This is a genomic window from Hymenobacter aquaticus (genome assembly GCF_004765605.1).
GTDB lineage: Bacteria > Bacteroidota > Bacteroidia > Cytophagales > Hymenobacteraceae > Hymenobacter > Hymenobacter aquaticus.
Genome location: NZ_SRLC01000001.1, coordinates 708,753 through 730,639, shown reverse-complemented (window position 1 = coordinate 730,639; position 21,887 = coordinate 708,753). Strand labels below are relative to the sequence as shown.

Annotated in this window: 17 protein-coding genes; 10 read left to right on the top strand and 7 right to left on the bottom strand. The window is 62.9% G+C overall.

What is annotated here, in order from left to right; all coding sequences use genetic code 11:
- Positions 1 to 3: 3 nt before the first annotated feature.
- Together E5K00_RS03055 and E5K00_RS03050 are read left to right on the top strand one after the other, a co-directional pair.
- Positions 4 to 1,782, top strand: a complete 1,779-nt coding sequence (locus E5K00_RS03055; protein WP_135461559.1) for a RagB/SusD family nutrient uptake outer membrane protein — start codon at positions 4 to 6, stop codon at positions 1,780 to 1,782.
- Positions 1,783 to 2,240: 458 nt separating this feature from the next.
- A complete protein-coding gene (locus tag E5K00_RS03050; protein ID WP_135461557.1) occupies positions 2,241 to 2,927 on the top strand; it encodes a GNAT family N-acetyltransferase in 687 nt (228 codons plus the stop codon).
- 54 nt (positions 2,928 to 2,981) lie between these two features.
- On the opposite strand, the gene E5K00_RS03045 is transcribed toward E5K00_RS03050, so the two are convergent.
- Both E5K00_RS03045 and E5K00_RS03040 read right to left on the bottom strand, forming a co-directional pair.
- Entirely contained in the window at positions 2,982 to 3,965 is a 984-nt protein-coding gene (locus E5K00_RS03045) for an NAD(P)H-quinone oxidoreductase (RefSeq protein ID WP_135461555.1), read from the bottom strand.
- Between the two features lie 53 nt (positions 3,966 to 4,018).
- Entirely contained in the window at positions 4,019 to 7,390 is a 3,372-nt protein-coding gene (locus E5K00_RS03040) for a PAS domain-containing sensor histidine kinase (protein ID WP_135461553.1), read from the bottom strand.
- A 188-nt stretch (positions 7,391 to 7,578) separates the two neighbouring features.
- Between E5K00_RS03040 and E5K00_RS03035 the strand changes: the two genes are divergently transcribed.
- Both E5K00_RS03035 and E5K00_RS03030 read left to right on the top strand, forming a co-directional pair.
- Positions 7,579 to 8,100, top strand: a complete 522-nt coding sequence (locus E5K00_RS03035; protein ID WP_135461551.1) for a hypothetical protein — start codon at positions 7,579 to 7,581, stop codon at positions 8,098 to 8,100.
- Between the two features lie 109 nt (positions 8,101 to 8,209).
- Entirely contained in the window at positions 8,210 to 9,853 is a 1,644-nt protein-coding gene (locus E5K00_RS03030) for a T9SS type A sorting domain-containing protein (protein WP_135461549.1), read from the top strand.
- Between the two features lie 33 nt (positions 9,854 to 9,886).
- On the opposite strand, the gene E5K00_RS03025 is transcribed toward E5K00_RS03030, so the two are convergent.
- Positions 9,887 to 10,321: a hypothetical protein gene (locus E5K00_RS03025; RefSeq protein WP_135461547.1), complete on the bottom strand. Its 435-nt coding sequence runs from the start codon at positions 10,319 to 10,321 to the stop codon at positions 9,887 to 9,889.
- Between the two features lie 174 nt (positions 10,322 to 10,495).
- Here E5K00_RS03025 and E5K00_RS03020 point away from each other — a divergent pair, with 174 nt between their 5' ends.
- The 3 genes from E5K00_RS03020 to E5K00_RS03010 all read left to right on the top strand — a co-directional run bounded on the left by E5K00_RS03020 (position 10,496) and on the right by E5K00_RS03010 (position 12,092).
- Entirely contained in the window at positions 10,496 to 11,002 is a 507-nt protein-coding gene (locus tag E5K00_RS03020) for a hypothetical protein (RefSeq protein ID WP_135461545.1), read from the top strand.
- Positions 11,003 to 11,234: 232 nt separating this feature from the next.
- On the top strand, positions 11,235 to 11,672 hold the full coding sequence (locus E5K00_RS03015) for a hypothetical protein (protein ID WP_135461543.1): 438 nt from the start codon (positions 11,235 to 11,237) through the stop codon (positions 11,670 to 11,672).
- Positions 11,673 to 11,675: 3 nt separating this feature from the next.
- Positions 11,676 to 12,092: a hypothetical protein gene (locus tag E5K00_RS03010; protein ID WP_135461541.1), complete on the top strand. Its 417-nt coding sequence runs from the start codon at positions 11,676 to 11,678 to the stop codon at positions 12,090 to 12,092.
- A gap of 196 nt (positions 12,093 to 12,288) precedes the next feature.
- Here E5K00_RS03010 and E5K00_RS03005 read toward each other — a convergent pair whose 3' ends face one another.
- Positions 12,289 to 14,478, bottom strand: a complete 2,190-nt coding sequence (locus tag E5K00_RS03005; RefSeq protein WP_135461539.1) for a glutamine synthetase III family protein — start codon at positions 14,476 to 14,478, stop codon at positions 12,289 to 12,291.
- A gap of 280 nt (positions 14,479 to 14,758) precedes the next feature.
- Between E5K00_RS03005 and E5K00_RS03000 the strand changes: the two genes are divergently transcribed.
- The 3 genes from E5K00_RS03000 (at position 14,759) to mtaB (ending at position 18,452) form a co-directional block, all read left to right on the top strand.
- Positions 14,759 to 16,615 carry an LTA synthase family protein gene (locus tag E5K00_RS03000; RefSeq protein ID WP_135461537.1) on the top strand — a complete coding sequence of 619 codons (1,857 nt, stop codon included), beginning with the start codon at positions 14,759 to 14,761 and terminating at the stop codon, positions 16,613 to 16,615.
- 39 nt (positions 16,616 to 16,654) lie between these two features.
- Positions 16,655 to 17,047 (top strand): hypothetical protein, encoded by a 393-nt coding sequence (locus E5K00_RS02995; protein ID WP_135461535.1) that lies wholly within the window; start codon positions 16,655 to 16,657, stop codon positions 17,045 to 17,047.
- A gap of 64 nt (positions 17,048 to 17,111) precedes the next feature.
- Positions 17,112 to 18,452, top strand: coding sequence for a tRNA (N(6)-L-threonylcarbamoyladenosine(37)-C(2))-methylthiotransferase MtaB (mtaB, locus tag E5K00_RS02990; RefSeq protein ID WP_135461533.1), 1,341 nt, complete (start codon positions 17,112 to 17,114; stop codon positions 18,450 to 18,452).
- A gap of 92 nt (positions 18,453 to 18,544) precedes the next feature.
- Here mtaB and E5K00_RS02985 read toward each other — a convergent pair whose 3' ends face one another.
- From E5K00_RS02985 to E5K00_RS02975, 3 genes are all read right to left on the bottom strand, one after another.
- Positions 18,545 to 19,234, bottom strand: a complete 690-nt coding sequence (locus E5K00_RS02985; protein WP_135461531.1) for a helix-turn-helix transcriptional regulator — start codon at positions 19,232 to 19,234, stop codon at positions 18,545 to 18,547.
- 42 nt (positions 19,235 to 19,276) lie between these two features.
- Positions 19,277 to 20,167, bottom strand: a complete 891-nt coding sequence (locus E5K00_RS02980; RefSeq protein ID WP_135461529.1) for a hypothetical protein — start codon at positions 20,165 to 20,167, stop codon at positions 19,277 to 19,279.
- Between the two features lie 245 nt (positions 20,168 to 20,412).
- Positions 20,413 to 21,651 (bottom strand): ABC transporter permease, encoded by a 1,239-nt coding sequence (locus E5K00_RS02975; RefSeq protein ID WP_135461527.1) that lies wholly within the window; start codon positions 21,649 to 21,651, stop codon positions 20,413 to 20,415.
- Positions 21,652 to 21,887 lie beyond the last annotated feature (236 nt).

The window sequence follows — 21,887 nt, the reverse complement described above, 5'->3', positions numbered from 1 at the left end:
CTCATGAAATTCCCCCGCCTCACCGCCCTGCTCGCCTGCACCGCCTGGCTGGCCCTCGCCGGCTGCGAAGACACCCTGGACAAAATGGATTTGAGCGCCGCCAGCGAAGATTTGATCTTCCAGGATGAGTCGCTGGCCACCCTGAACCTGAGCTACATCTACGACCAGAACCTGCCCACCTGGTTTGGCCAGAGCGGCGTGGGCCTGGGCAGCACCAACCCCAGCATCCTGTCGGATGAAGCCGCCGGGGAAAGCGTCTACTTCGAAGGCACCGTGCAGATCAACACCGTCACGGACTTCGGCACGGCCCTGGCCGCCAATAACAACTACGGCAAAGTCCGCACCATCAACTCCTTCCTGCGGGCCCTGGACCGCTCGCCGCTGTCGAAGGATTCCAAGGACCGGCTCCGCTCCCAGGCCCTGTTCTTCCGGGCCTGGCGCTACTTCGACTTCGTGCGCATCTACGGCGGCGTGCCGCTGGTAACCAACCCGCTCGACGCCGTGGGCGTGGAAGCCAAGGCGGCCGCCTACCTGCCCCGCAACACGACCAGCGCCACTTTCTCGCGCATCGTGGCCGACTTGGACACGGCTATTGCCTACCTGCCCGGCAAGTGGACCAACTCCGGCGACTGGGGCCGCGTCACGAAAGGGGCCGCGGCGGCCTTCAAGGCCCGGGCCCTGCTGTACGCGGCCAGTCCCCAGTTCAACCCCAACGACGACGTGGCCAAGTGGCAGACCGCCTTTACGGCCAGCCAGCAGGCCAAAACGCTACTTTCCGCCAACGGCTTCGGCCTGAACGCCTCCTTCGACCAGCTGTGGTTTCAGGAGATCAACAACCCGGAAGCCGTGCTCGTGACGGGCTTCAACAACGCCACCGCCGACCCGAACAAGAAAAGCAACAGCTACGACAACCAGACGCGTCCCTCCTACACCGGCACGGCCGGCGGCTCCAATCAGCCCACCTGGGAGCTGGTGAAAGCCTTCCCGATGCTGGACGGCAAGAAGCCCGGCGAATCGACCAAGTACGCCTACTCCGATCAGCTGTTCTACAAAAACCGGGACCCGCGCTTCGGCAAAACCATTGCCTACAACGGCGCGGTGTGGCCCATGAACGGCAACTCCAGCCTGAAAATCTGGACTTACTTCAAAGGCTCGACGACGGTGGAGCCCAAGGCCAGCAACACGGGCTTCTACACCCGCAAGGCCGTGAGCCCCACCCTGGGCGTGAACGAGGTGCAGTTCTCGGGCATGGACTGGATTGAAATCCGCTACGCCGAGGTGCTGCTGAACCTGGCCGAAAGCGCCTGCGGGGCCGGCAACCTCACCGAGGCTTACGCCCAGCTCAAAGCCATCCGGCAGCGGGCCGGCATCGAGGCTGGGGACGGCAACTACGGCCTGGCCCCGGGCATGAGCCGGGCTCAGATGTTCGACGCCATCCTGTATGAGCGGCAGATTGAGCTGGCCTTCGAAGGCAAGCGGTTCTGGGACCTGCGGCGCTGGAAAAAGATTGAGAGCGTGCTCAACGGCAAGCGGCGGCAGGGCGTGACCATCACCCTGAAAAGCAACGCCCCGGCCGACTTCGCCACCAACCGCGACAACCTCGACCTCGACCAGGTGTACACCAACTACTTCACCATCGCCTTCAAGAGCCTCGATACGCGCTACGCCATCAACTGGAAGCCGCAGTACTACTTCTTCGCCATTCCGCAGTCGGCCATCGACAACAACCCGGCTATGGCGCAGAACAACACCTGGGGCGGCGCTTTCGACCCGTTGCAGTAGAACCTGTGCCCCGTCTTTTACTTAGTTGAGTTGGCTCCCGGCCCATTTTCCGGCCCGGCGCTTCCGCTGCCAGACTAATCAGTCGTTACAAATCAGTCGCCGGGTCCGTAGCGTGGGAACTACGGGCCGGGCACCCAGGGCCGATGGAGAGAAGCCCGGATTTGTGGCGACTGGTCTAGCTGGCAGCGGGCGTTTTGCGGGGGTAGCTCCTCGGCTTCGCACAGCATGCGTTGTGACTACCACGCCGCACCGCCAAAAAAGCCCCAGCCGGATGGCTGGGGCTTCGTGGTAAAGGAGGTTGTGGAAAGGAGAGTAGAATGGTGCCACAAAACTCGCTTGGCCGCGGGGCCCGGGCAAGGTCACTTTCGGTGAAATTGTGACATGGCGAAACGGGGCGAAACAGGCAGTCAAAAGCCCGGTTTGGCGTACCTTCGCACTATACCGCCGCCCAACACGCCTTGGCACACCTTCTCGACAACCCGATTTGGCACGCGCTGACGACCGGCAACCAGCACCTGGCCTTGGGCAGCGCGTCGGCCCGGTGCTTTCCGCCGGAAGTGGGGCCCCTGGCGGGCCTGCAGGACAACCGCGCCACCGACCTGACCTGCCTGCTCGACCTCGTGCCGGCGGGCCAGCCGGTGGTGCTCTTCACCCCCGGCCCGCTCCCCCTGACCGATGCCTGGCAGCCGCTGGCCCAGAAAGATTTGCTGCAACTGGTGTATTCCCGGCCCGCCCCCGCGCCCCAGCCGGGCCCGGTCCTGCGGCCCCTGACCCAGCAGCACGTGCCGGCCATGCTGGCCCTGACGGCGCTAACCAACCCCGGCCCGTTCCGGTCCCGCACCATCGAGCTGGGCACTTATTACGGCATCTTCGACGGGGCGCGGCTGGTGGCTATGGCCGGGCACCGGCTGCGCCCCGAGCCGTACGCGGAAGTTAGCGCCGTGTGCACCCACCCCGAGTACCTGGGCAGAGGCTACGCGGGCCTGCTGGTCGGGCAACTGCTGCGGGAAATGCAGGCGGCGGGCCACCGGCCGTTTCTGCACGTGCTGGCTACCAACACCGGGGCACTGGCCCTCTATCAGCGGCTGGGCTTCCAGCTTCGCCGGCAATTGCAGGTGTACTATCTGCAACGAGCCACCAGGTAACTCGCCGGGTTAACCGATCTGACGGCGGGCTTCCCGCAACGCAAGAGACCCGGTTCAGGCGTCTACTTCCAGCACGATTTTGCCGATATGCTCGCTGCTTTCCATCAGCTGATGGGCCGCCGCGGCTTCGGCCAGCGGAAACGTGCGGTAAATGACGGGCCGGAAGCTGCCGGCGGCCAGCAAGGGCCACACGTGCTTTTCGACCTCGGCGGCCAGGGCGGCCTTAAACTCGGCGCTGCGGGGGCGCAGGGTGCTGCCCGTGATGGTCAGGCGGCGGCGCATGACGTCCAGGGCGTTGAACTCGGCGGTGGGCCCGCGCATGGCGTTGATGAACACCAGCCGCCCATCGTCGCGCAGCAGCCCCAGGTTTTTCGGGATATAGTCGCCGCCAATCATGTCCAGAATCACGTCGGCCCCGGTGGTGCGGAAGGCCTCGGCAAAGTCCTCGGCCTTGTAGTTGACGCAGCGGGCAGCGCCCAGCTCCTGGCAGGCCCGGCACTTCTCCTCGGAGCCGGCCGTAGCCAGCACCTCGGCGCCCAGGGCCTTAGCCAGCTGAATGGCGGTGATGCCGATGCCGCTGCTGCCGCCGTGCACCAGCAGGGTTTCGCCGGGCTGCAGCCCGCCGCGCTGAAAGACGTTGTGCCACACGGTAAACACGGTTTCGGGCAAGCTGGCGGCCTGGGTCATGGTCCAGCCGGGGGGCACGGGCAGGCAGTGCCGGGCGTCCACCACGGCATATTCGGCGTAGGCCCCGGCCGGCAGCAGGGCGCACACCGCGTCGCCGGGGTGCCAGCGGATTACCTCGGCGCCGCACTCCTCCACCGTGCCGGCCAGCTCCAGGCCCGGCACCAGCCCGGTCACGTCCTCGGCCCCGCCGTACTTGCCCTGGCGCAGCAGCACGTCGGGGCGGTTCACGCCGGCGGCCCTGACTTTGACCAGCACCTGGTGCGGAGCGGGCACGGGCCGGGGCTGCGGCTGGAGCAGCAGCACTTCGGGGCCGCCGGGGCGGGAAATGACGATGGTGTTTACGAGCGACATAAGCAGCTTACAGCAAAGGTTGTTATTAAAAGGAACAAGCAGTTACAGATCAGCTACTTGTCAGGCACATTTTCATAGCTCCGGAAGAAGATCCGGAAGGTGGAGCCGACGCCCACCGTGCTGTCGACCTCGAGCCAGGCCCCGTTGAGCTGCACCATGCGGTTGACCAGGTACAACCCCATACCCGAGCCTTCCACGTCCTCGTGAAAGCGCCGGAACAGCTGGAACAGCTCCGTGCCGTGCCGCTCCAAGTCGATGCCCTGCCCGTTGTCGGCCACGGTCAGCACCGGCACGCCGTCGAGCAGGCTGGTGAAGATGCGGACCCGGGGCGGGCGGCCAGGCGCGGCATATTTCAGGGAGTTGCTGAGCAGATTGTACAGGATACTTTGCAGGTTGGCCCGCACGAAATGCACGGTCGGTACCGCCCGGAAATCCAGCTCGAACCGGGCCCCGACCTCGTTGCCCTGCTCCTGCATACTGCCGATAACTTCCCGGGTCAGGGGCTCCAGGGCCACGGCCTCGGCCGGCACCAGGGCGTGGCGGCGCTGGAGCTGCACCACGTCGGAGAGGTCGTGAATCGTTTGGTGAATCTGTTGCAGGGCCCGCTCAAACATGGTAATGAGCTTGATGGCTTCTGGGTCGCGGAAGTAGGCCGTACGGGTGAGCTCCTCGAAGATACCGGCCATGTTGTCGATGGGCTGCCGCAAGTCGTGGGAGGCGGTATACACGAAGTTGTCCAGGTCGGTGTTGGTGCGGGCCAGTTGCTCGTTGCGGGCCTGCAGTTGCTGCTGCATCTCGCGCTGGTTCTGCACGTCGATGCTGGAGCCGTACCATTTCAGGATGCGACCCTCGGCGTCGCGCAGGGGCAGCGCCCGCACCAGCTGCCAGTGATAATGCCCATCGTGGCGGCGCAGCCGGTGCTGCACCTCATACTCATGGCCCGTGCTCACGCTGCGCTGCCAGTGGGCCGCCGTGGTGGCCACGTCGTCGGGGTGCACGGCCTGCAGCCAGCCCGGGCCCATACTATCGGCGGGGCGCAGGCCGGTGTAGTCGAGAAAGGGGCGGTTGCAGTAGTCAATGGCGCCTTCGGGGGTGCCCGTCCAGATGATGGCCGGGGTTGAGTCGGCCATAAACCGAAACTTTTCCTCGCTACGGCGCAGCTCGTTCTGCAACTCCTTCTGCTCGTGGTTATCGACCATCGTGCCGTACCAGCGCAGCGCCTGGCCCTCGGCGTCAAACTCGGCGACGCCCCGGCTTAGCTGCCAGCGGTACTGCCCGTCGTGGCGGCGCAGGCGGTACTCAAAATCCCAGGGCCGGCCCTGGCTGAAAACTTCCCGCAACGCCTGGCGCAGGGCGGGCTGGTCGTCGGGGTGCACCAGGGCGGTAAAAATATCCCGGCCGGTCAGCTCGGACTTCTGGCCCGTGTAGTGGTACCACTGCGGACTCAGGTACTCCAGGGTGCCATCGGCGGCGCAGATAAACGAGACGGCCGGCAGGGCTTCGGTCATGCGGCGCAGGCGCATGTCGCGCCGGCTTACTTCGGCGGCCAGCGCCCCGGCACTGCGGCGGGCCCGCACCCGCTCGGTGCTGTCGACGGCGAAGGTGAGCACCCCGGCGACGGCCCCCTGCTCATCGCGCAGGGCCTGCAGGGTCAGGTCCAGGAAACACTCGGGCTGGCCCAGGGGTTGGAGCGGCACCTCGTGGCCCACGAAGGTTTCGCCGGTCTGGTACACGTGGTCGAGCCGGGCCACGAAGCCCTGTTCGACCAGCTCGGGCGCCAGCGCGGCCAGGGGCTGCCCCAGTTCCGCCCGGTTGGCCAGTAGCTGCTGGTGGCTGTCGTTGAAGAACGCATAGCGGTGGTCGGGCCCTTCTACCGTAGCCAGAATGGCCGGCGCCTGCCCCAGGATCTGCCTTAGGCGCTGATCTTCGCGCCGCTGCTGGTGCTGCCGGCGCTTCTGCTCGTCGATGTCGATGCTGGAGCCGTACCAGCGGGTCACGGTACCGTCGGGCCGCCGCAGGGGCACGATTCGTAGCAGTTGCCAGCAGTATTCCCCATCGTGGCGGCGCAGGCGGTACTCCCCGCTCCAAGCCTGGCCCAGCTTGCGGCCCCGGATAAAATCGGCGCGCAGCTGCCGCCAGTCGTCGGGGTGCAGGGCTTCCTGCCAGTGCCGAAACGCCGGGTCGGGCGCCTGCCCGGTGAAGGCGTAGCGCTGGGGGTTGATGTAGAGCATGCGGCCCGCGGCGTCGGTGATGTAGACGAACAGCGGCACCGACTCGACCATCGTGCGAAACTGCGCGTCCTGCTCCCGGATTTCCTCCATCAGCTCGGCCGTGCGCTGCTTGGCCAGCACCCGCTCCGTCACGTCGATGCCGAACACCAGAATGCCCTGGGTCTGGCCCTGCTCGTCGGTCAGGGGCTGGAATACCCCGTCGAAATACAGAGTGGCCACCGAGCCGTCAGGGGCCGGGGGCTGCGTCAGGGGCATTTCCGAAAGCCGAAACGGCTCCCCGGTGCGGTATACTTCGTCGACAAGCTTGATGTAGCCGTTGGTAACCAGCGCGGGCACGGCCAGCGCGGCGGGCGTCCCCAGCCGCACGTTGCCGCCAAACAGCTGGTTGCCTTTCTCATTCAGAAAGCCATACACGTGGTCGGGGCCCAGCAGCGTGGCAATGTGGGCCGGCACCTGGCTCAGGATCTGCTGGAGGTGGCGGTCCTGGTCGGCCAGGCGCTGCTGGGCCTCCTTCTGCTCCTGAATATCCAGCATGGTACCGGTCCAGGAAACTAGGTGGCCGGCGGCATCGTGGGTGGGCACTTCCCGCACCAGCTGCCACCGGTAGGCTCCATCGTGGCGGCGCAGGCGGTATTCCAGGGCATATTCGCGCCCTTCGGCCAGCGCCTGAGTCCAGCACTGGCGGGCGCGGGCCTGGTCGTCGGGGTGCACGGCCGTCAGCCAGCCCAGGTCCCGGGCCTGGTCGGCCCCATAGCCGGTGTAGGCCAGCCAGCCCCGGCACTGAGAACCCGCCAGGCCCGCGGGGCCGCTGAGCCACACCACCACCGGCAGGGTATCGAGCAGGGTCTGCACGGCCGGAGTAGCCGCGGGCCGCACCGCCTCGGCCCGGTACAGGAAGTAGCGAATCTCGCCGGCCGCGCCCAGCACCGGCCAGGCGCGGTGGTACCAGCCGCCGCTGGTAGCCTCGTCGGCGGCTCCCCGTGCCCGGACGCGGGCCAGCGCCTCGGGCAGCACGTCGAGGGCAGAGCCGGCCAAGGCGGCGGGGGCTGCCTGCCCCAGCAGGGCCGCCAGCGGCCGGCCGGCCACGCGGGCGGCCCCGGCCGAAGCCGCCACGATAATCAGCTCCGGCGTCAGGGCCAGATGCAGGTCCGGTAAGGCTTCAAACAGGGCTTGGTAATCGGGGGGGGAAAGCATAAGCGGGAAATAAAAGCCACCGTTGGCCCTGGATTGCGGCCAGTATACGCAGTCCAGCTTCGGAGGAAGGCCGCAAGCTGCTAATATTCCGCTCCGATTCCGCCGCCGCGGGCCGTGCGCTGGCCCGGATGACCCATTTTTAGCCGTTCTTTGCTTGGCTGCGTAGCAGGAAAAAGCGCAGTTCTCCCATGAAAAAGCCCCCCTTTCTTCCTCCCTTGCTAACGGCAGCCCGCGCCACGGGCCTGGCGGCCTGGCAAACCGGCCGCCTGTTCCGGCTGGTGGCCCAAAAGGCGCTGGATTCCATTCAGGATATTCTGCGGGCCGAAATTCAAAAGGGCAACGTGCAGCTCGTAGCTGATTTTCTGGCCGACAAAGCCCTGCCCGCCGCCAAAGCCCTGCTGCTCGAACGGATGGCCGCCCGCCTGCTGGTGCGCATCGGGTTGCGCGGGGTGCTGGCCACCAACGTAGTGGGCTGGATTCTGCCCTTCGTGCTGGAGCGGCTGATGAAAGTCGGCGTCTCCAGCGGCTTCTTTGAGAAAGTACGCACCCACGCCACCGTTACCGATGCGCTGCGCCGCCTCGAGGAGCTAAAGCGCGCCGCCCTCAAAACCCTGGTGCCCGACGCCGGCAGCGGCGCCGAAGTGCTGCCCGACGACACCCCGCTGCCGGCCCAGCTGCCGCCGGCGGGCCCCGAAGCCGCCAGCCGGTAAGGCAAAAGCGGCGGCGCCGCGCAGCCTGGGCCAGGCAGCTACAGGCGCTGAGGAGTGCCCGCTACGCGTTAACTTGCCGGATCTGTCGTCGAATTATCTATCTAGCCCAATGTGCCAACGTTTACTCCGCCTCTCACTGGGCGCTGCTCTTATTAGTGCGTCTGCCCTACCGCAGCCCGTTGCGGCCCAGGCGCCCGCCAAACAGTGGGATAAGTCCCTGGGTGGTACCTCCGCGGAATCCTTGGGGGCCGCGCAGCCCACAACCGACGGCGGCTTTATCCTGGGCGGCAACTCAGGTTCATCCATCAGCGGAGATAAAACCCAGGCCGGCCGCGGGGGCACCGATTACTGGCTGGTAAAGCTCGACGCCAACGGCAATAAAATGTGGGATAAAACCTTCGGCGGACCCGACAACGAGCACCTGGTGGCCGTGCAGCAAACCCGCGACGGGGGCTATATTGTGGGGGGCCGCTCTACCTCCGGAATCGGGGGCGACAAAACCCAAGCCAACAAAGGCGGTGCTGACTACTGGGTGCTGAAGCTCGATGCGAATGGCACCAAGCTCTGGGACCGGTCGTTCGGAGGCCTGTACACCGACGCGCTGAGCGCCGTGCAGCAAACCAGCGACGGGGGCTACCTGCTCCTCGGTGGCTCCAATTCGAACAGCAGCCCCGACAAAACGCAGCCCGCCATATCTAGCAGCTACGACTACTGGATAGTGAAGCTTGACGCGAATGGCACCAAGCTTTGGGATAAAACCTACGGCGGTGGTGGCCATGATAACGCCAACAGCCTGACGCTGACCCGCGACGGCGGCGCCATTCTGGGCGGCTTTTCCAACTCCGACGCCTGGGCCGACAAAACCCAGGATAGCCGCGGCCACTACGATGGCTGGGTAGTGAAAATAGATGCCTTGGGCAACAAGCAATGGGACCGGACGCTGGGTAGTTACGCCTACGAGGAAATTGTGGGCGTGCAGCAAGCCCCCGACGGCGGCTACCTGCTCGCGGCCATCTCGACCTCCGGCATCGGCGGCGATAAAACCCAGGAAAACAATACTTTAGGAATATCCGATTACTGGATCGTGAAGCTGGATGCTACCGGCCAGAAAATCTGGGACCGCAGCTTCGGGGGCAGCGCCAACGAGGATGCCCGCACGGTGCAGCTAACCAGCGACGGGGGCCTGCTGGTGGGCGGTTTGTCGTCGTCGGGCATCAGCGGGAGCAAGACGCAGGCCAGCCGGGGCGTGACTGACTATTGGCTTATCAACGTGGATGGGGCCGGCAACCTGCGCTGGGATCTGACCCTCGGTGGCGCAGCCCTGGATCAGTGTATTGCTATTACCAGTCCGCAGTCTGCCACCGATAATGGGCTGCTCATCGCCGGCACCTCTGATTCGGGCATTAGCGGCGACAAAACTCAGCCCAGTTATGGCAACAGTGATTTCTGGATTGTAAAGCTGCGCGGCACCACCCTCTCAGCGCGGGCGCGGGCCGGCACCCGGCAAGAGTTGCGCGTATCGCCCAACCCGGCGCACGGGCAAGTTACGCTGCATCTTCCGGAGCAGGCTCCGCGCATCCATCTGCGCCTCGCGCTGATGGATGCCACGGGCCGCACCGTGTGCCGCCAATCAGTGGCAGCGGGTGGTGGGAAAGTACCTTTCGAGGTAAGTCAGTACCCGGCGGGGCTGTACGTATTGCGCCTGGAAGGGCCCAATGGTTACCTGGCAACCCAGCGCCTGGAGCTGAACTGATGGGCAGCCGGCCTTTCGTTATGAGAAGATTTATCAGGAAAACAAGCCGGCCGTGTGCGCGGCCCGCAGCAGGTCGGGGGCGGTTTTGAGGGCCAGCAGCACGAAGCGCTTGGCCGACTCCTTCACCTCATCCTTGCTGACCTCCCGCGACTCTTCCACCACAAACTCGCCCAGGGTCTGGAAGGCGTGCACCACTGCCTCGCGCCGGGGACGCTCACTTTTCAGCTGGCCCTGAATCAGCGTGAGCTGGGCCTTCATCTTCTCGCGGCGGGAGGTAAACACCGAGTCGTTTTCGACGTGGGGCCGGATTTTCTCCACCAGCTCCAGCAGGGGCAGCAGCTTGGTGGCCGTGGTGGCGGCTCCCGCCACGAGCGTGTTGCTTAGTTTCTCCCGCTTGCCCAGCTTGGCGGCCGGTGTTGGGGCCTCCGGGGCCCTATCAACGCTGATTTCGCTTTTCTCTGGCTCCATACATAGCTGCTTTCCCCGAAGATACTGCGAAAACCGTTTGCTGGCGGCAGTCCGCTCCTTGCGGGCTCTATTTCGTTAGCGCCCATTCCGCGGCCCTACTACCGGCTTGCCGCTAGTGCGGCGTGGTTCTTGCTGCGGGCGCGACTTTTCTGCTCAACTTTATTATCGTTACCCATGACGTATCCTTTTCTCGCCCGCGCCACCACTGCCCTGCTGCTGGTTGCCACCGCCGCCTGCTCCTCCTCCGACGACGAGCCAACGCCCGCCCCGGCCACGCCCGGCATCAGCTGGACGGTCGATAACGCCAACCTGACGTCCAGCAGCATGCAAATCCAGACTGCTCCTGATTCCTATCAGGTGGGCGCTTACTACAACCTCGGCGGGGTAAACAGCAACTATATTTCCCTGACTATTCCCAAAACGGTAGGCACTTACACCTTCAGCCCCACGGCGACGGCCGGCGCGTTGTACAGCGTGCTGACCAACAACGTCGCCACGGCCGTGTACTACGCCGGGGCCAACCCCTCCGGCAACGGTACGGTTATCGGGGCCGGCACCATCGTCGTTACGGAAGCCACGACCTCCCAGGTGGCCGGCACGTTCACCTTCACCGGCATCGACCGGGACACGGGCAACGCCAAGTCCTTGAGCAATGGCAAGTTCCTGATTCGGGTACAGTAATTCTCGGTGGAACCCGGCTATGGGTTTGGTCTTTACCTCAGCCAACGCCCCGACGATTGTCGGGGCGTTGTTCTGTATTCTTGTTGTCAGAGCCAAATCGATTCTTTATTAGGCAACAAAGCAGTCTATTGACGAAAGAAGAAGCTAAGTTTGGAACCTTTAGATACGCAGCAGCCGGCTGATAGCCGTGTTCTTCTACCTTATATGCTTCGTAGTGCAAGCTGCTTCCTGTATGTTCACCTTACTTTTCCCTACGCCCCGCCTGCTCCCCTTGCTCCTGCTGTGCCTGACGCTGCTGACCGCCTGTAAGAAAGATGCTGCTGCGCCTGAGCCGCCGCTGGAAGGCCGCTGGATGATTACTCAGTTTTATTCCAAAGAGTATGACACTGCTGGCACACTACTCAGTGAAAAGGTGTCTCCGCCTGGCCCAAACCCACCCCTTATGGTCATCACCCCCAATACCGTTTATTATATAAATACGGTGACCGGTAATGTCATTGACCCTGTCGAACAGTATACAAGAGAACAGAACAAGCTTCGACTGCATGGCACACCAGAGCGAGAAGCTCACATTGTCGAATTAACCGCACACAAGCTCGTCCTCTCCTATCCGAGGGTTTTCGTAACGAGTGCCGGATACCGGGACGGAACAAATACCTACACGCGCTAGCCTATGCCCCGCCTGCTCCCCCTGTTTCTGCTGTGTCTGACGCTGCTCACGGCCGCCTGTAAGAAAGACACGGCAGAAGAGCCCGCGCCCTCCCTAGAAGGCCGCTGGACTCCGCAGACCTATGACAGCAAGAACTACGCGGCAAACGGAGGTTATATCGGTGGCAGCAGTGGTACTGAACCTGCCGATTATTTTCTCCTCAAAGATGGAATTCTCACCTGGTATCACCCCAATGCGGTGGCCTACCCTACCATCTCCTACACGAAGGACAACGATATGGTCCGGTTTATTGGCAAGCCGGACTGGCATATTCTCGAAGTAACTTCGAATAAACTCGTCTATGAGGTAGATTCCCGCCTGGACCCGGAATTGAATTCTTCGCAAGGCTACTACGTGAGCACGAAGGTCTGCACGCGCTAACCTCCGTGATACTTAACCACTACCCGAGCCCCGAGGCAGACTAATCTTCTCGAAACAAGGCCCTACATGGCGCGGCGCGCTTCTTTGCCAACAACTTATACGCACAAAAAAAGCCGCCCCACCCGGAACGGCTTTTAGTGAAATCAGAGCCGGAGAAAATTCCCACCCAACTCCGGTCTGACTCTAACCCCTGGACTTAGTGCCGGAACAGAAGTTCGCGGTACTTTACCAAAGGCCAGTCCTCATCGGCCACCATCAGCTCCAGCTTGTCGACGGAGCGGCGGATGGTGTCGAAATGTACTTTTACCGTGTCGCAGTACGCAATGGCACGCTCGCGGGTATCTTCAATCTTGTTGGCCACCTTGCGGGCGTTGATCATCTCATCCACCTGAGTTTTGATGGTGCTGATGTGGCGCGAAATGGCTTTAATGGTATCCACCGTCACCTGCGACAGCTCATCGTCGAGGCCCAGCTCGCGCAGGCCGCGCACGTTGGTGATGAGCTTGGTCTGGTAGGCCACGGCCGTCGGGATGATGTGGTTCACGGCCAAGTCGCCCATCACGCGGCTCTCGATCTGGATTTTCTTCATGTAGTCTTCCAGCAAGATGTCGTGGCGGGCGTGCAGCTCCACGTGCGAGAAGATGTTGTGGCGGGCAAACAGGTCGGCGGCATCTTCGCGCACCAGGGCGTCGAGGGCCTGGGGCGTGGTCGGGATGTTCGACAGGCCCCGCTTCTCGGCTTCTTCCTTCCACTCGTCGGAGTAGCCGTTGCCTTCGAAGCGGATGTTCTTGGAGCTGATAACGTACTCGCGCAGCACCTCCACGATGGCCACTTCCTTCTTTTTGCCCTGCTCAATCAGCGCGTCTACCGACTCCTTGAACTCGATGAGCTGCTCGGCCACGATGGTGTTGAGCACCGTCATCGACGAGGAGCAGTTGGCCGACGAGCCCACGGCGCGGAACTCGAACTTGTTGCCGGTGAAGGCGAAGGGCGAGGTGCGGTTACGGTCGGTGTTGTCGAGCAGAATGGCCGGAATCTTATCGATGCCGAGCTTGAGGTAGATGTTGTCGCCTTTGTCGAGCGGCAGCTTGGCCGTGCGCTCCAGCTCATCCAGCACCGAGTTCAGCTGCGAGCCCACGAACACCGACATGATGGCCGGGGGGGCTTCGTTGGCGCCGAGGCGGTGGTCATTGGAAGCCGAGGCAATGCTGGCGCGCAGCAAATCGCCGTAGCGGTGCACGGCTTTGATGGTCGTGATGAAGAAGGCCAGGAACTGCAGGTTTTCCTTGGGGCGGCGGCCGGGTGCCAGCAGGTTCACGCCGGTGTCGGTACTCATGGCCCAGTTGTTATGCTTGCCCGAGCCGTTGACGCCCGAGAAAGGCTTCTCGTGGAGCAGCACCTTCAAGTTGTGCTTTTCGGCCACGCGGTCCATGATGTCCATCAGCAGCTGGTTGTGGTCCACGGCCAGGTTGGCGTCCTCGAAGGTGGGGGCGCACTCGTACTGGTTGGGGGCCACCTCGTTGTGGCGGGTGCGCAGCGGAATACCGAGGCGATTGGCTTCCTCCTCAAACTCGAGCATGAAGGCGTGCACCCGGCTCGGAATGGAGCCGAAGTAGTGGTCTTCGAGCTGCTGGCCCTTGGCCGGGGCGTGGCCAAACAGCGTGCGGCCGGTCATCACTAGGTCGGGGCGGGCGTCGAACAGCGCCTTATCGACGATGAAGTACTCCTGCTCGATACCCAGCGTGGTGCTCACGCGGTTCACGTCCTTGTCGAAGTACTGGCACACGTCCACGGCGGCCTGCTCCAAAGCCGCCAGCGACTTGAGCAGCGGGGCTTTGTAGTCGAGGGCTTCGCCGGTGTAGGCCACGAAAATCGTGGGGATGCACAGGGTTTTGGCGCCGGCCGTTTCGATGATAAAGGCGGGGGAAGTCGGGTCCCAGGCGGTGTAGCCGCGGGCCTCGAAGGTATTGCGGATGCCACCGTTGGGGAACGACGAGGCATCGGGCTCCTGCTGCACCAGGGCCGAACCTTTAAAGTTCTCAACCGGGCGGCCGTCGGAGTTCAGGTCAAAAAAGGAGTCGTGCTTCTCGGCCGTCGAGCCGGTCAGGGGCTGAAACCAGTGCGTGTAGTGCGTGGCGCCCTTGGCCATAGCCCAGGTTTTCATGGCCGAAGCCACGGCGTCGGCCACGGAGCGCTCCACCGGCGAGCCTTGTTTGATAGCGGCTTGCAGCTTCTTGAAGTATTCGCCCGGCATGGTAGCGCGCATGGCGTCCAGGTTGAACACGTTCTTGCCGAAGCTGTCGGAGCGACGCTCGTCGGAAGTAACAACGGCCTGCGGCTTGCGCTGGTCGACTAACTCAAGAGCTTTGAAGCGGAGAATTGCCATGTACTGTTGAAACGGAAAGCACTATTGGGTAATTGACAGAGGCAAATGTAAGAGCACTCACTCGTTATTTGCAACTACCACCCTTCAAATATGAGCAATTTTTCGACAAACTACCTGATTTTACACCCAGGCACTATCTATTCGAAGGTGGTTTTTGAAAAATTCACCCTTTTTATTCACCAACCACCCCTTCAAAAGCTACTTACTGTGCAACGCAGGAGCGCCGTCGGCGGCCGGGCCGGGTTTCAATAGCCACTGGCTTTCCTCCTACCTTTGCCCCGTGAGAAACCGCTTTGCCTTCCAGCCCCGCTACTTTCTGTTCTGGCTGGTGTTCTTCGTCGCGGCGAAGGCTACGTTTTTGCTGTACCACGCGTCGAAAGTAGCGGGGCTGCCCACCGGCAGCCTCGCGCGCATCTTTGCCTACGGTCTGCGGCTCGACGCGTCGGCCACGGCCTACCTGAGCGTGCTGCCGTTTGTGCTCTTTGCCGTGGGCAGTGCCCTGCCCGCCCGCTTCTTTCCCCAGCGCCTGCTGCGCTTCTACACGGCCGTGCTGGGCGTGGTGGTGGCCTTCTTCACCGTCGCTGACCTGGAGCTGTACCGGGCCTGGGGCTTCCGCCTCGACGCCACGCCCCTGCAGTACCTGAACTCGCCGGGCGAAATGGCGGCCTCGGCCGGCAGTGCGCCCCTGCTCTTATTAACGGGTATTCTGGCCGCGCTGCTGGGGCTGGGCTGGTGGCTGTATAACAAGATAGTGGGCCCGGTGCCGGCGCTGCCCGCGCACTTTGGCCGCCCCCGGGCCGTGCTGGCCAGCGTGCTGTACCTGGCTCTGCTCATCGTGCCCCTGCGCGGGGGCGTGCAGCAGATTCCCATCAATCAGAGCGACGTATACTTCTCCACGGTGCCCTTTGCCAACCACGCGGCCCTGAACGTGCCCTGGAACGTGGCCAACTCGGCGTTGCTGACCGACGGCGGCCCCAACCCCTACCAGTTTATGCCCGACTCGGTGGCCGCGCGCACCGTGCGCCAGCTCTACGCGCCGGCCAGCGCCCAGCCCGACACCACGCGCCTGCTGCGCACCACCCGGCCCAACGTCCTGTTCATTATTCTGGAAAGCTTCACCGGCAAGCTCGTGGCCAGCACCGGTGGCGAAGTGGGCGTGACGCCCAACCTCGACAGCCTGGCCCGCACCGGGGTGCTGTTCAGCAACCTCTACGCGGCCGGCGACCGAAGCCAGAAGGGTTTGGTGGCTTTGCTCAGCGGCTACCCCAGCCAGCCGGCCACCAGCATTATTAAGTACCCGCGCAAAACCGAGCAGCTGCCCCACCTGTGCCGCTCCCTGGAGCAGGTCGGCTACAAGTCTCACTATTATTATGGAGGCGAGCTGGCGTTTGCCAACATGAAAAGCTACCTGGTGGCGGCCGGCTACGACGGCTTCACGGAGCGCGCCGACTTCCCCACCCGCCAGCAAAACTCGAAGTGGGGCGCCCACGACCACGTGCTGTTCGACCGGGTGCTGCGGGATCTAAAAACCCAGCCCAGCCCGTTTTTCGTCACGGCCTTTACCCTGAGCAGCCACGAGCCGTTTGAGATTCCGATTCCGCGCAAGTTCCAGGGCACCGACGAAACGGCACTGTTCCGCAACTCCGTGTATTATACCGACTGGGCCCTGGGCCGCTTTCTGCGCCAGGCCCGGCAGCAGCCCTGGTGGGACAACACCCTGCTGGTGCTCGTGGCCGACCACGGCCACACCCTGCCCGGCAACGACCCGAACGAGAGCTTCCGCAAATTCCGGATTCCGCTGGTGCTGGCCGGCGGGGCGCTGCGGCCCGAAGCCCGGGGCCTGGTCATCGACCGGATTGGCTCCCAAACCGACGTTGCCACTACCCTGCTCAACCAGCTGCGCCTGCCCAGCGGCAGCTACACCTGGAGCCACGATTTGCTGCGGCCCCTGCGCCGGCCCTTCGCCTTCTACTGCTTCACCGACGGCTTCGGCATGGTCACGCCCGCCGGCACCGTGACGTATGACAACGTGCCCCACCACATCATCGCCCAGGATTCGACGGTGCTTGGCAACCAGCAGCTGCACCAGGGGCAGGCCTACGAGCAGGTGTCGTTCGGCGAGTTTCTGGGCAAATAGCGCGGCTCTTTTTTCTACCGATGCGTTGGAAGGTCAACTATGCCGCAGCTCGTTTTCGTCTATAATGCCGACACCGGACTGGTGAACAGCGTGCTGGATCTGGCGCACAAGCTGTTGTCGCCCGCCACCTACTCCTGTGCGCTGTGCGCCGTCACCCACGGCACCCGCGTGCGGCCCGAGTGGAAAGCCTTCGTCGGCTCCTTGCCCGTGGCCGCGCGTTTTTTGCACCGCGACGAGTTCCGCGCCGCCTTTCCGGCACGGACTCAGGAAGTGCTGCCCGCGGTGTTTTTTCAGGATGACGCCGGCCGGCTCCACTCCTTTATTACGGCCGCGGAGCTGAATAAAGCTGACCTACTGGGTTTGATGGCGCTGGTGGAGCAGCGCCTGGGAGCCGCCGGGCCCGGCCTTGGCCAGCCGCTTCCTTCCGCCTAATCACCTTATTTTCGGGCCGGGGAAACGCCTGAACTTTCGAAGCTGTATCTTTGTGGTCTTGCTTATGGAAACCAGAAAAGTTGCCTTTTATACGCTGGGCTGCAAGCTCAACTTCTCCGAAACGTCGGCCATCGGCCGGCAGTTTGAGGAGCGGGGCTTCCGCAAAGTGCCCTTCGAGGACGCGGCCGACATCTATGTCATCAATACCTGCTCCGTCACCGACCACGCCGACCGCAAGTGCCGCAAGGTGGTGAAGGAGGCGTTGAAGCACAACCCGGAGGCCTTCGTGACCATCGTGGGCTGCTACGCCCAGCTCAAGCCCCAGGAAATTGCCGAAATTCCCGGCGTGCACGCCGTGCTGGGCGCGGCCGAGAAGTTTCAGCTGGTCGATATTCTGGCCGGGTTTGAGAAGCCCGCCGCCGGGGCGCCCGGCCACGTGCACGCCTCGCCCATTGCGGCCGCCACCGAGTTTCACGCCGCCCACAGCTACGGCGACCGAACCCGCACCTTCCTGAAAGTGCAGGACGGCTGCGACTATTCCTGCTCGTTCTGCACCATTCCGCTGGCCCGGGGCAAGAGCCGCTCGGGCAGCGTGCAAAGCGTGGTGGAACGGGTGCAAAAGCTGGCCGCAACCGGTGTGAAGGAAATCGTGCTGACGGGCGTGAACCTGGGCGACTTCGGCCTGCAGGGCCCCGACCGGGAGCGGCTCGAAGACTTCTACGACTTGGTGCAGGCCCTCGACGAGGTGGACGGCATTGAGCGGTTCCGCATCAGCAGCTGCGAGCCCAACCTGCTCACCGACGACATTATCCGCTTCGTGGCCCGTTCCAAGCGGTTTATGCCCCACTTCCACATTCCGCTGCAGTCGGGCTCCAACAAGATTCTGGGTTTGATGCGCCGCCGCTACCGCCGGGAGCTGTACCAGGAGCGCGTGGCCCTGATTAAGGAAGTAATGCCCCACGCCTGCATCGGCGTCGACGTCATCGTGGGCTTTCCCGGCGAAACGGAGGCCGATTTTCTGGAAACCTACCAGTTCCTGAACGATCTGGACGTGAGCTACCTGCACGTATTCCCGTACTCGGAGCGCGAAAACACGCTGGCCCCTACGCTGCCCGGCCGCGTGCAGGACCGCCACCGCCACGAGCGGACGACGCAGCTGCGCGGCCTCTCGGAAAAGAAGAAGCGCTTCTTCTACGAGCAGCACCTCGGCCTCGAAGCCGCCGTGCTGTTCGAAGACGACGTGACTAACGGGCAGATGGAAGGCTTTACGCCCAACTACATTCGCGTCGTGGCCAAATACGACCCGCTCTTGGTAGGGGAAATGAAGCGCCTGCGCCTAACGGCCGTGAACCCGCAGAACCTGATGGAAGCCGAGGAAATCGGCGTGGAAGTTTTTCAGCACTGATATTTTTGCTGCTGCCCGGCAAGTGCCGGAAAGAAAAAAGCCCCGTCAAGTTAATTGACGGGGCTTTTTGTATATCCAAATGAGCTAAAGCACTATTTAAACATTTGTTGCTTCATCAGATCCATCATTTGCTGCATCATTCGCTGCTGCTCCTGCAAATGCTGGTTGCGCAGCTCCGCCATAGCCAGTTGATGGGCCATTTGCTGCGTGTACAGCGCCGTCTGCCAGCTGGTGTCGGGCGCTGCCGGCACCGGTGGCGCTGCTACTGGCGCAGGTGGTGCAGCCGGTGCGGCAACCTCCGTCAGACTCGGCGCGGCGGCAACTGGCGCGGCTACTGGCTCAGAGAAAACAGGTTGCGCGACGAATGGCTGCTCCGGGGCAGTGGCTGGCTCAACGGCTACAGCCGGGGCGGGTGCGGGCGCGGGCGCAGGCGCAGGATGGGCTTCTACCACAGGCTCCGGTGCGGCCACCGTAGTAACTGCCACGCGCTGATTGTCGGCTTTCAGATTGGCTACTGCCCGGGCTTTTACCGGCTCCGCCGCTGCTGGGCTGCCGGCTGCCAGCATGGGGCCAGTACCCTGCAACAACCAGTCTTTTGATACATTTGGATACACGTCAAATACTTTACACAAAAGGTCAAATCCTGGCTTATTGCGCTCATCTACAATGTGCTGGATGACCGTTGCGGTTTTATCCAGTGAGTTAGCAAAGGCATTCTTTGATATACCCAAATGAGCAATAAGCTCACTGAATCGTTGCCCGACGGTTGCCACCTGTTCCATATATCCAAATGATTTTATTGCTCAAATGTATACAAACATTTGCTATTTGGATTTACTCGCCGCTTTTTTCTCAACCGGTCTTGCTTGCAGCAAGGGCCGCAGGATAGCGCGAGGCCGCAGCCGCGCGAAGGGAAACACGTAGGTTTCGTCGGGCAGAAACTCGAATTTAAGCCGCGCCATACCGATAGAATAAAACAGCAGCAGCGCGTCGGGGCGGAGCGCAAACTCGGTGGGGTACACTTTAGCTTCCTCCGCACCGGCATTGGCTCCCGGGCTGGTATCCAGATGCAAGCCGCGCTGCGGGGTGGTATTCCACTCCGTAATGCCGTAGAGTTGCGCTACCTCAGTGATCAACGCGGAGTCGCCATACGTGGCCACTACGTCGGCTAGCTCGTCGCGCAGGCGGCGGCTGATGGCGTACCCCAGTCGCCGCTCCAATTGGGCAGGCGAATCCGCGACTAATTCGGCCAGCGTCAGCAGCCGACCAGTGCGCAAATCGAACGTCAGATGGCTCGTGCCGGGCTGTTCGAGGCCTTGGTCTGACCGCTGAAACTGGAAGGAGAGCAGATAATTTTGATTGAGCAGCACCTCATACGTCATGCCGGTCAGGCCGCTGCCCGCCGCCAGCCAGACGCGGCTTTCCTCGTCGTAGCAGCACTCGCGGGCCAGTTGGGTGAGCTGCCGCCGCGGGCTGGCCGTTGAGTCGACGGCGCTGCTATAGTCGGTCACGAGGCGCAGCAGCTGCCGGTTGATACGCCGGGCCACGGCGGCATTGGACAGCCGGACCTGGGGAATCTCAAAGTGTACACCCTCGCCGCCGTTGGTGACGGTGTACACCTGAGCCTGTTCGCCGGGCCGGGTTTGGGCGGCGGCTTCAGGGCATACGCCCAGCCCCACTCCCACCCCCAGCAGCCAGCGCGCTAGTTTTTTCATTGGCCGGAATTGCTACCGTTCGGCAGCACGTTTGGGGAGCAGTTTGGGAATATTGACAGCGTGTTACAGAACGCCGGGCCGACTATTCCCTCCCGCAAGCAGAGAGGAGACACGCTACGGGCAAGGGGCACTTCATCAAGCATCAACTGCGCTTAACAAGACAGCTGGCGTTGGCCCCGTCAGCACGCGAGATGTCTCGCTCTCGCTCGACATGACGTTCTGTTTCGACGTTCTAATCAGTCAGACTACTCGTAGCGCAGGGACTCAATCGGGTCGAGGCCGGCGGCTTTGCTGGCGGGATAATAGCCCGAGGCCAGGCCCACGGCGATGCAGATCGTCAGGCCCATCGTCATCCAGAACCAGGGCACCAGGAAGGCCCCTTCGCCGATCAGGAGCGAAATGGAGTTGCCCATCGTAACGCCGAGCAGGATGCCCAGCAGGCCGCCGAGCACGCAGATGACGATGGCCTCAATCAGGAACTGCTGGCGAATCTGGCGGGAGGTAGCGCCCAAGGCCTTACGAATCCCGATTTCGCGGGTGCGCTCCGTCACCGACACCATCATGATGTTCATCAGGGCAATGCTGGCCCCGAGCAGGGTGATGAAGCCCACCAGCCCGCCGCCCATGCGCAGGTTGCCCGACAAGGAGTCGAGCTTGCCAGCCAGCGAGTCGCTGCGCTCCACGTCGAAGCTGTCTTCCTGGCCCAACTGGTCGTGGCGCACGGCGCGCATCACGCCGGTGGCCATGCCCGTGAGGTAGGTCAGGTTTTCGGGCTGCAGGGTGGCCGTTTTCACGTCGTAGGTCAGGGCGCGCTGCCGGGGCATCTGGTTGCCGGTTTCCAGGGGAATCAGCACCATCCGGTCGGCGCCGCCGCCGCCCATCGTGCTGCCGCTTTTTTCCAGCTCGCCCACCACCTGAAAGCGGCGGCCCAGCAGGTAGATGTACTTGTCGACCGGGCTCTGGTTGGGAAACAGCTTGTCGGTGATTTCCTTGCCCACGATGGCCACGTTGGTGCCGTTTTCCAGCTCAATCGAGGAAAAGGCCCGGCCCCGCGAGAGGTTATAGTTCTGGATCTGCAGGTAGTTCTCGTCGCCGGCCACCACGCTCATGTTCGGATTGGTTTTCAGGCCGTTGGACTTCACCTCGGTGGCTCCGCTGATGAAGGCCGAAATGCCCACCTGCCCTTCTTCCCCGATCTGGGCCTTGTACTGCTTGGCCTGCAGGTAAGTAATGGCCGGGTAGGTTTTGCCCTGCACGCCCCCGCGCCGGACGCGGTTGGTATAGCCCTTGGCTTTGATCTCGAAGGAGTTGGCCCCCAGGCTGGCAAAGGTCTGATTCAGCGAGTATTTGATGGCGTCGATGGCCGTCAGAATGCCCACCAGGGACATAATGCCGATGCTCACGATCAGGGCCGTCAGGATGGTGCGCAGCAAATTGCTGTGAATAGAGCGAAAAGCCTCCTTGATGTTTTCGAGCAGGTGCATAGCGACAACGACAATAATCGACCGAGAACAAGACGCCAAAAAGGGCTAAATCGGGCGTAAACGCGGATTTCAGGCTATTGGCTGGCTCTGCAAGGTAACGGCTTTCCGGCAAACTCCGCCCCCTTTTCGCTACATTTGTTTAGGTCCGGCCCGCCCGATTCAGCAACCCCGACGGAATTGTCCGCGTCGGTTTGTTGTACGGTTACTTTCCCCTCCCCCCGACTTAGCAGAACCCG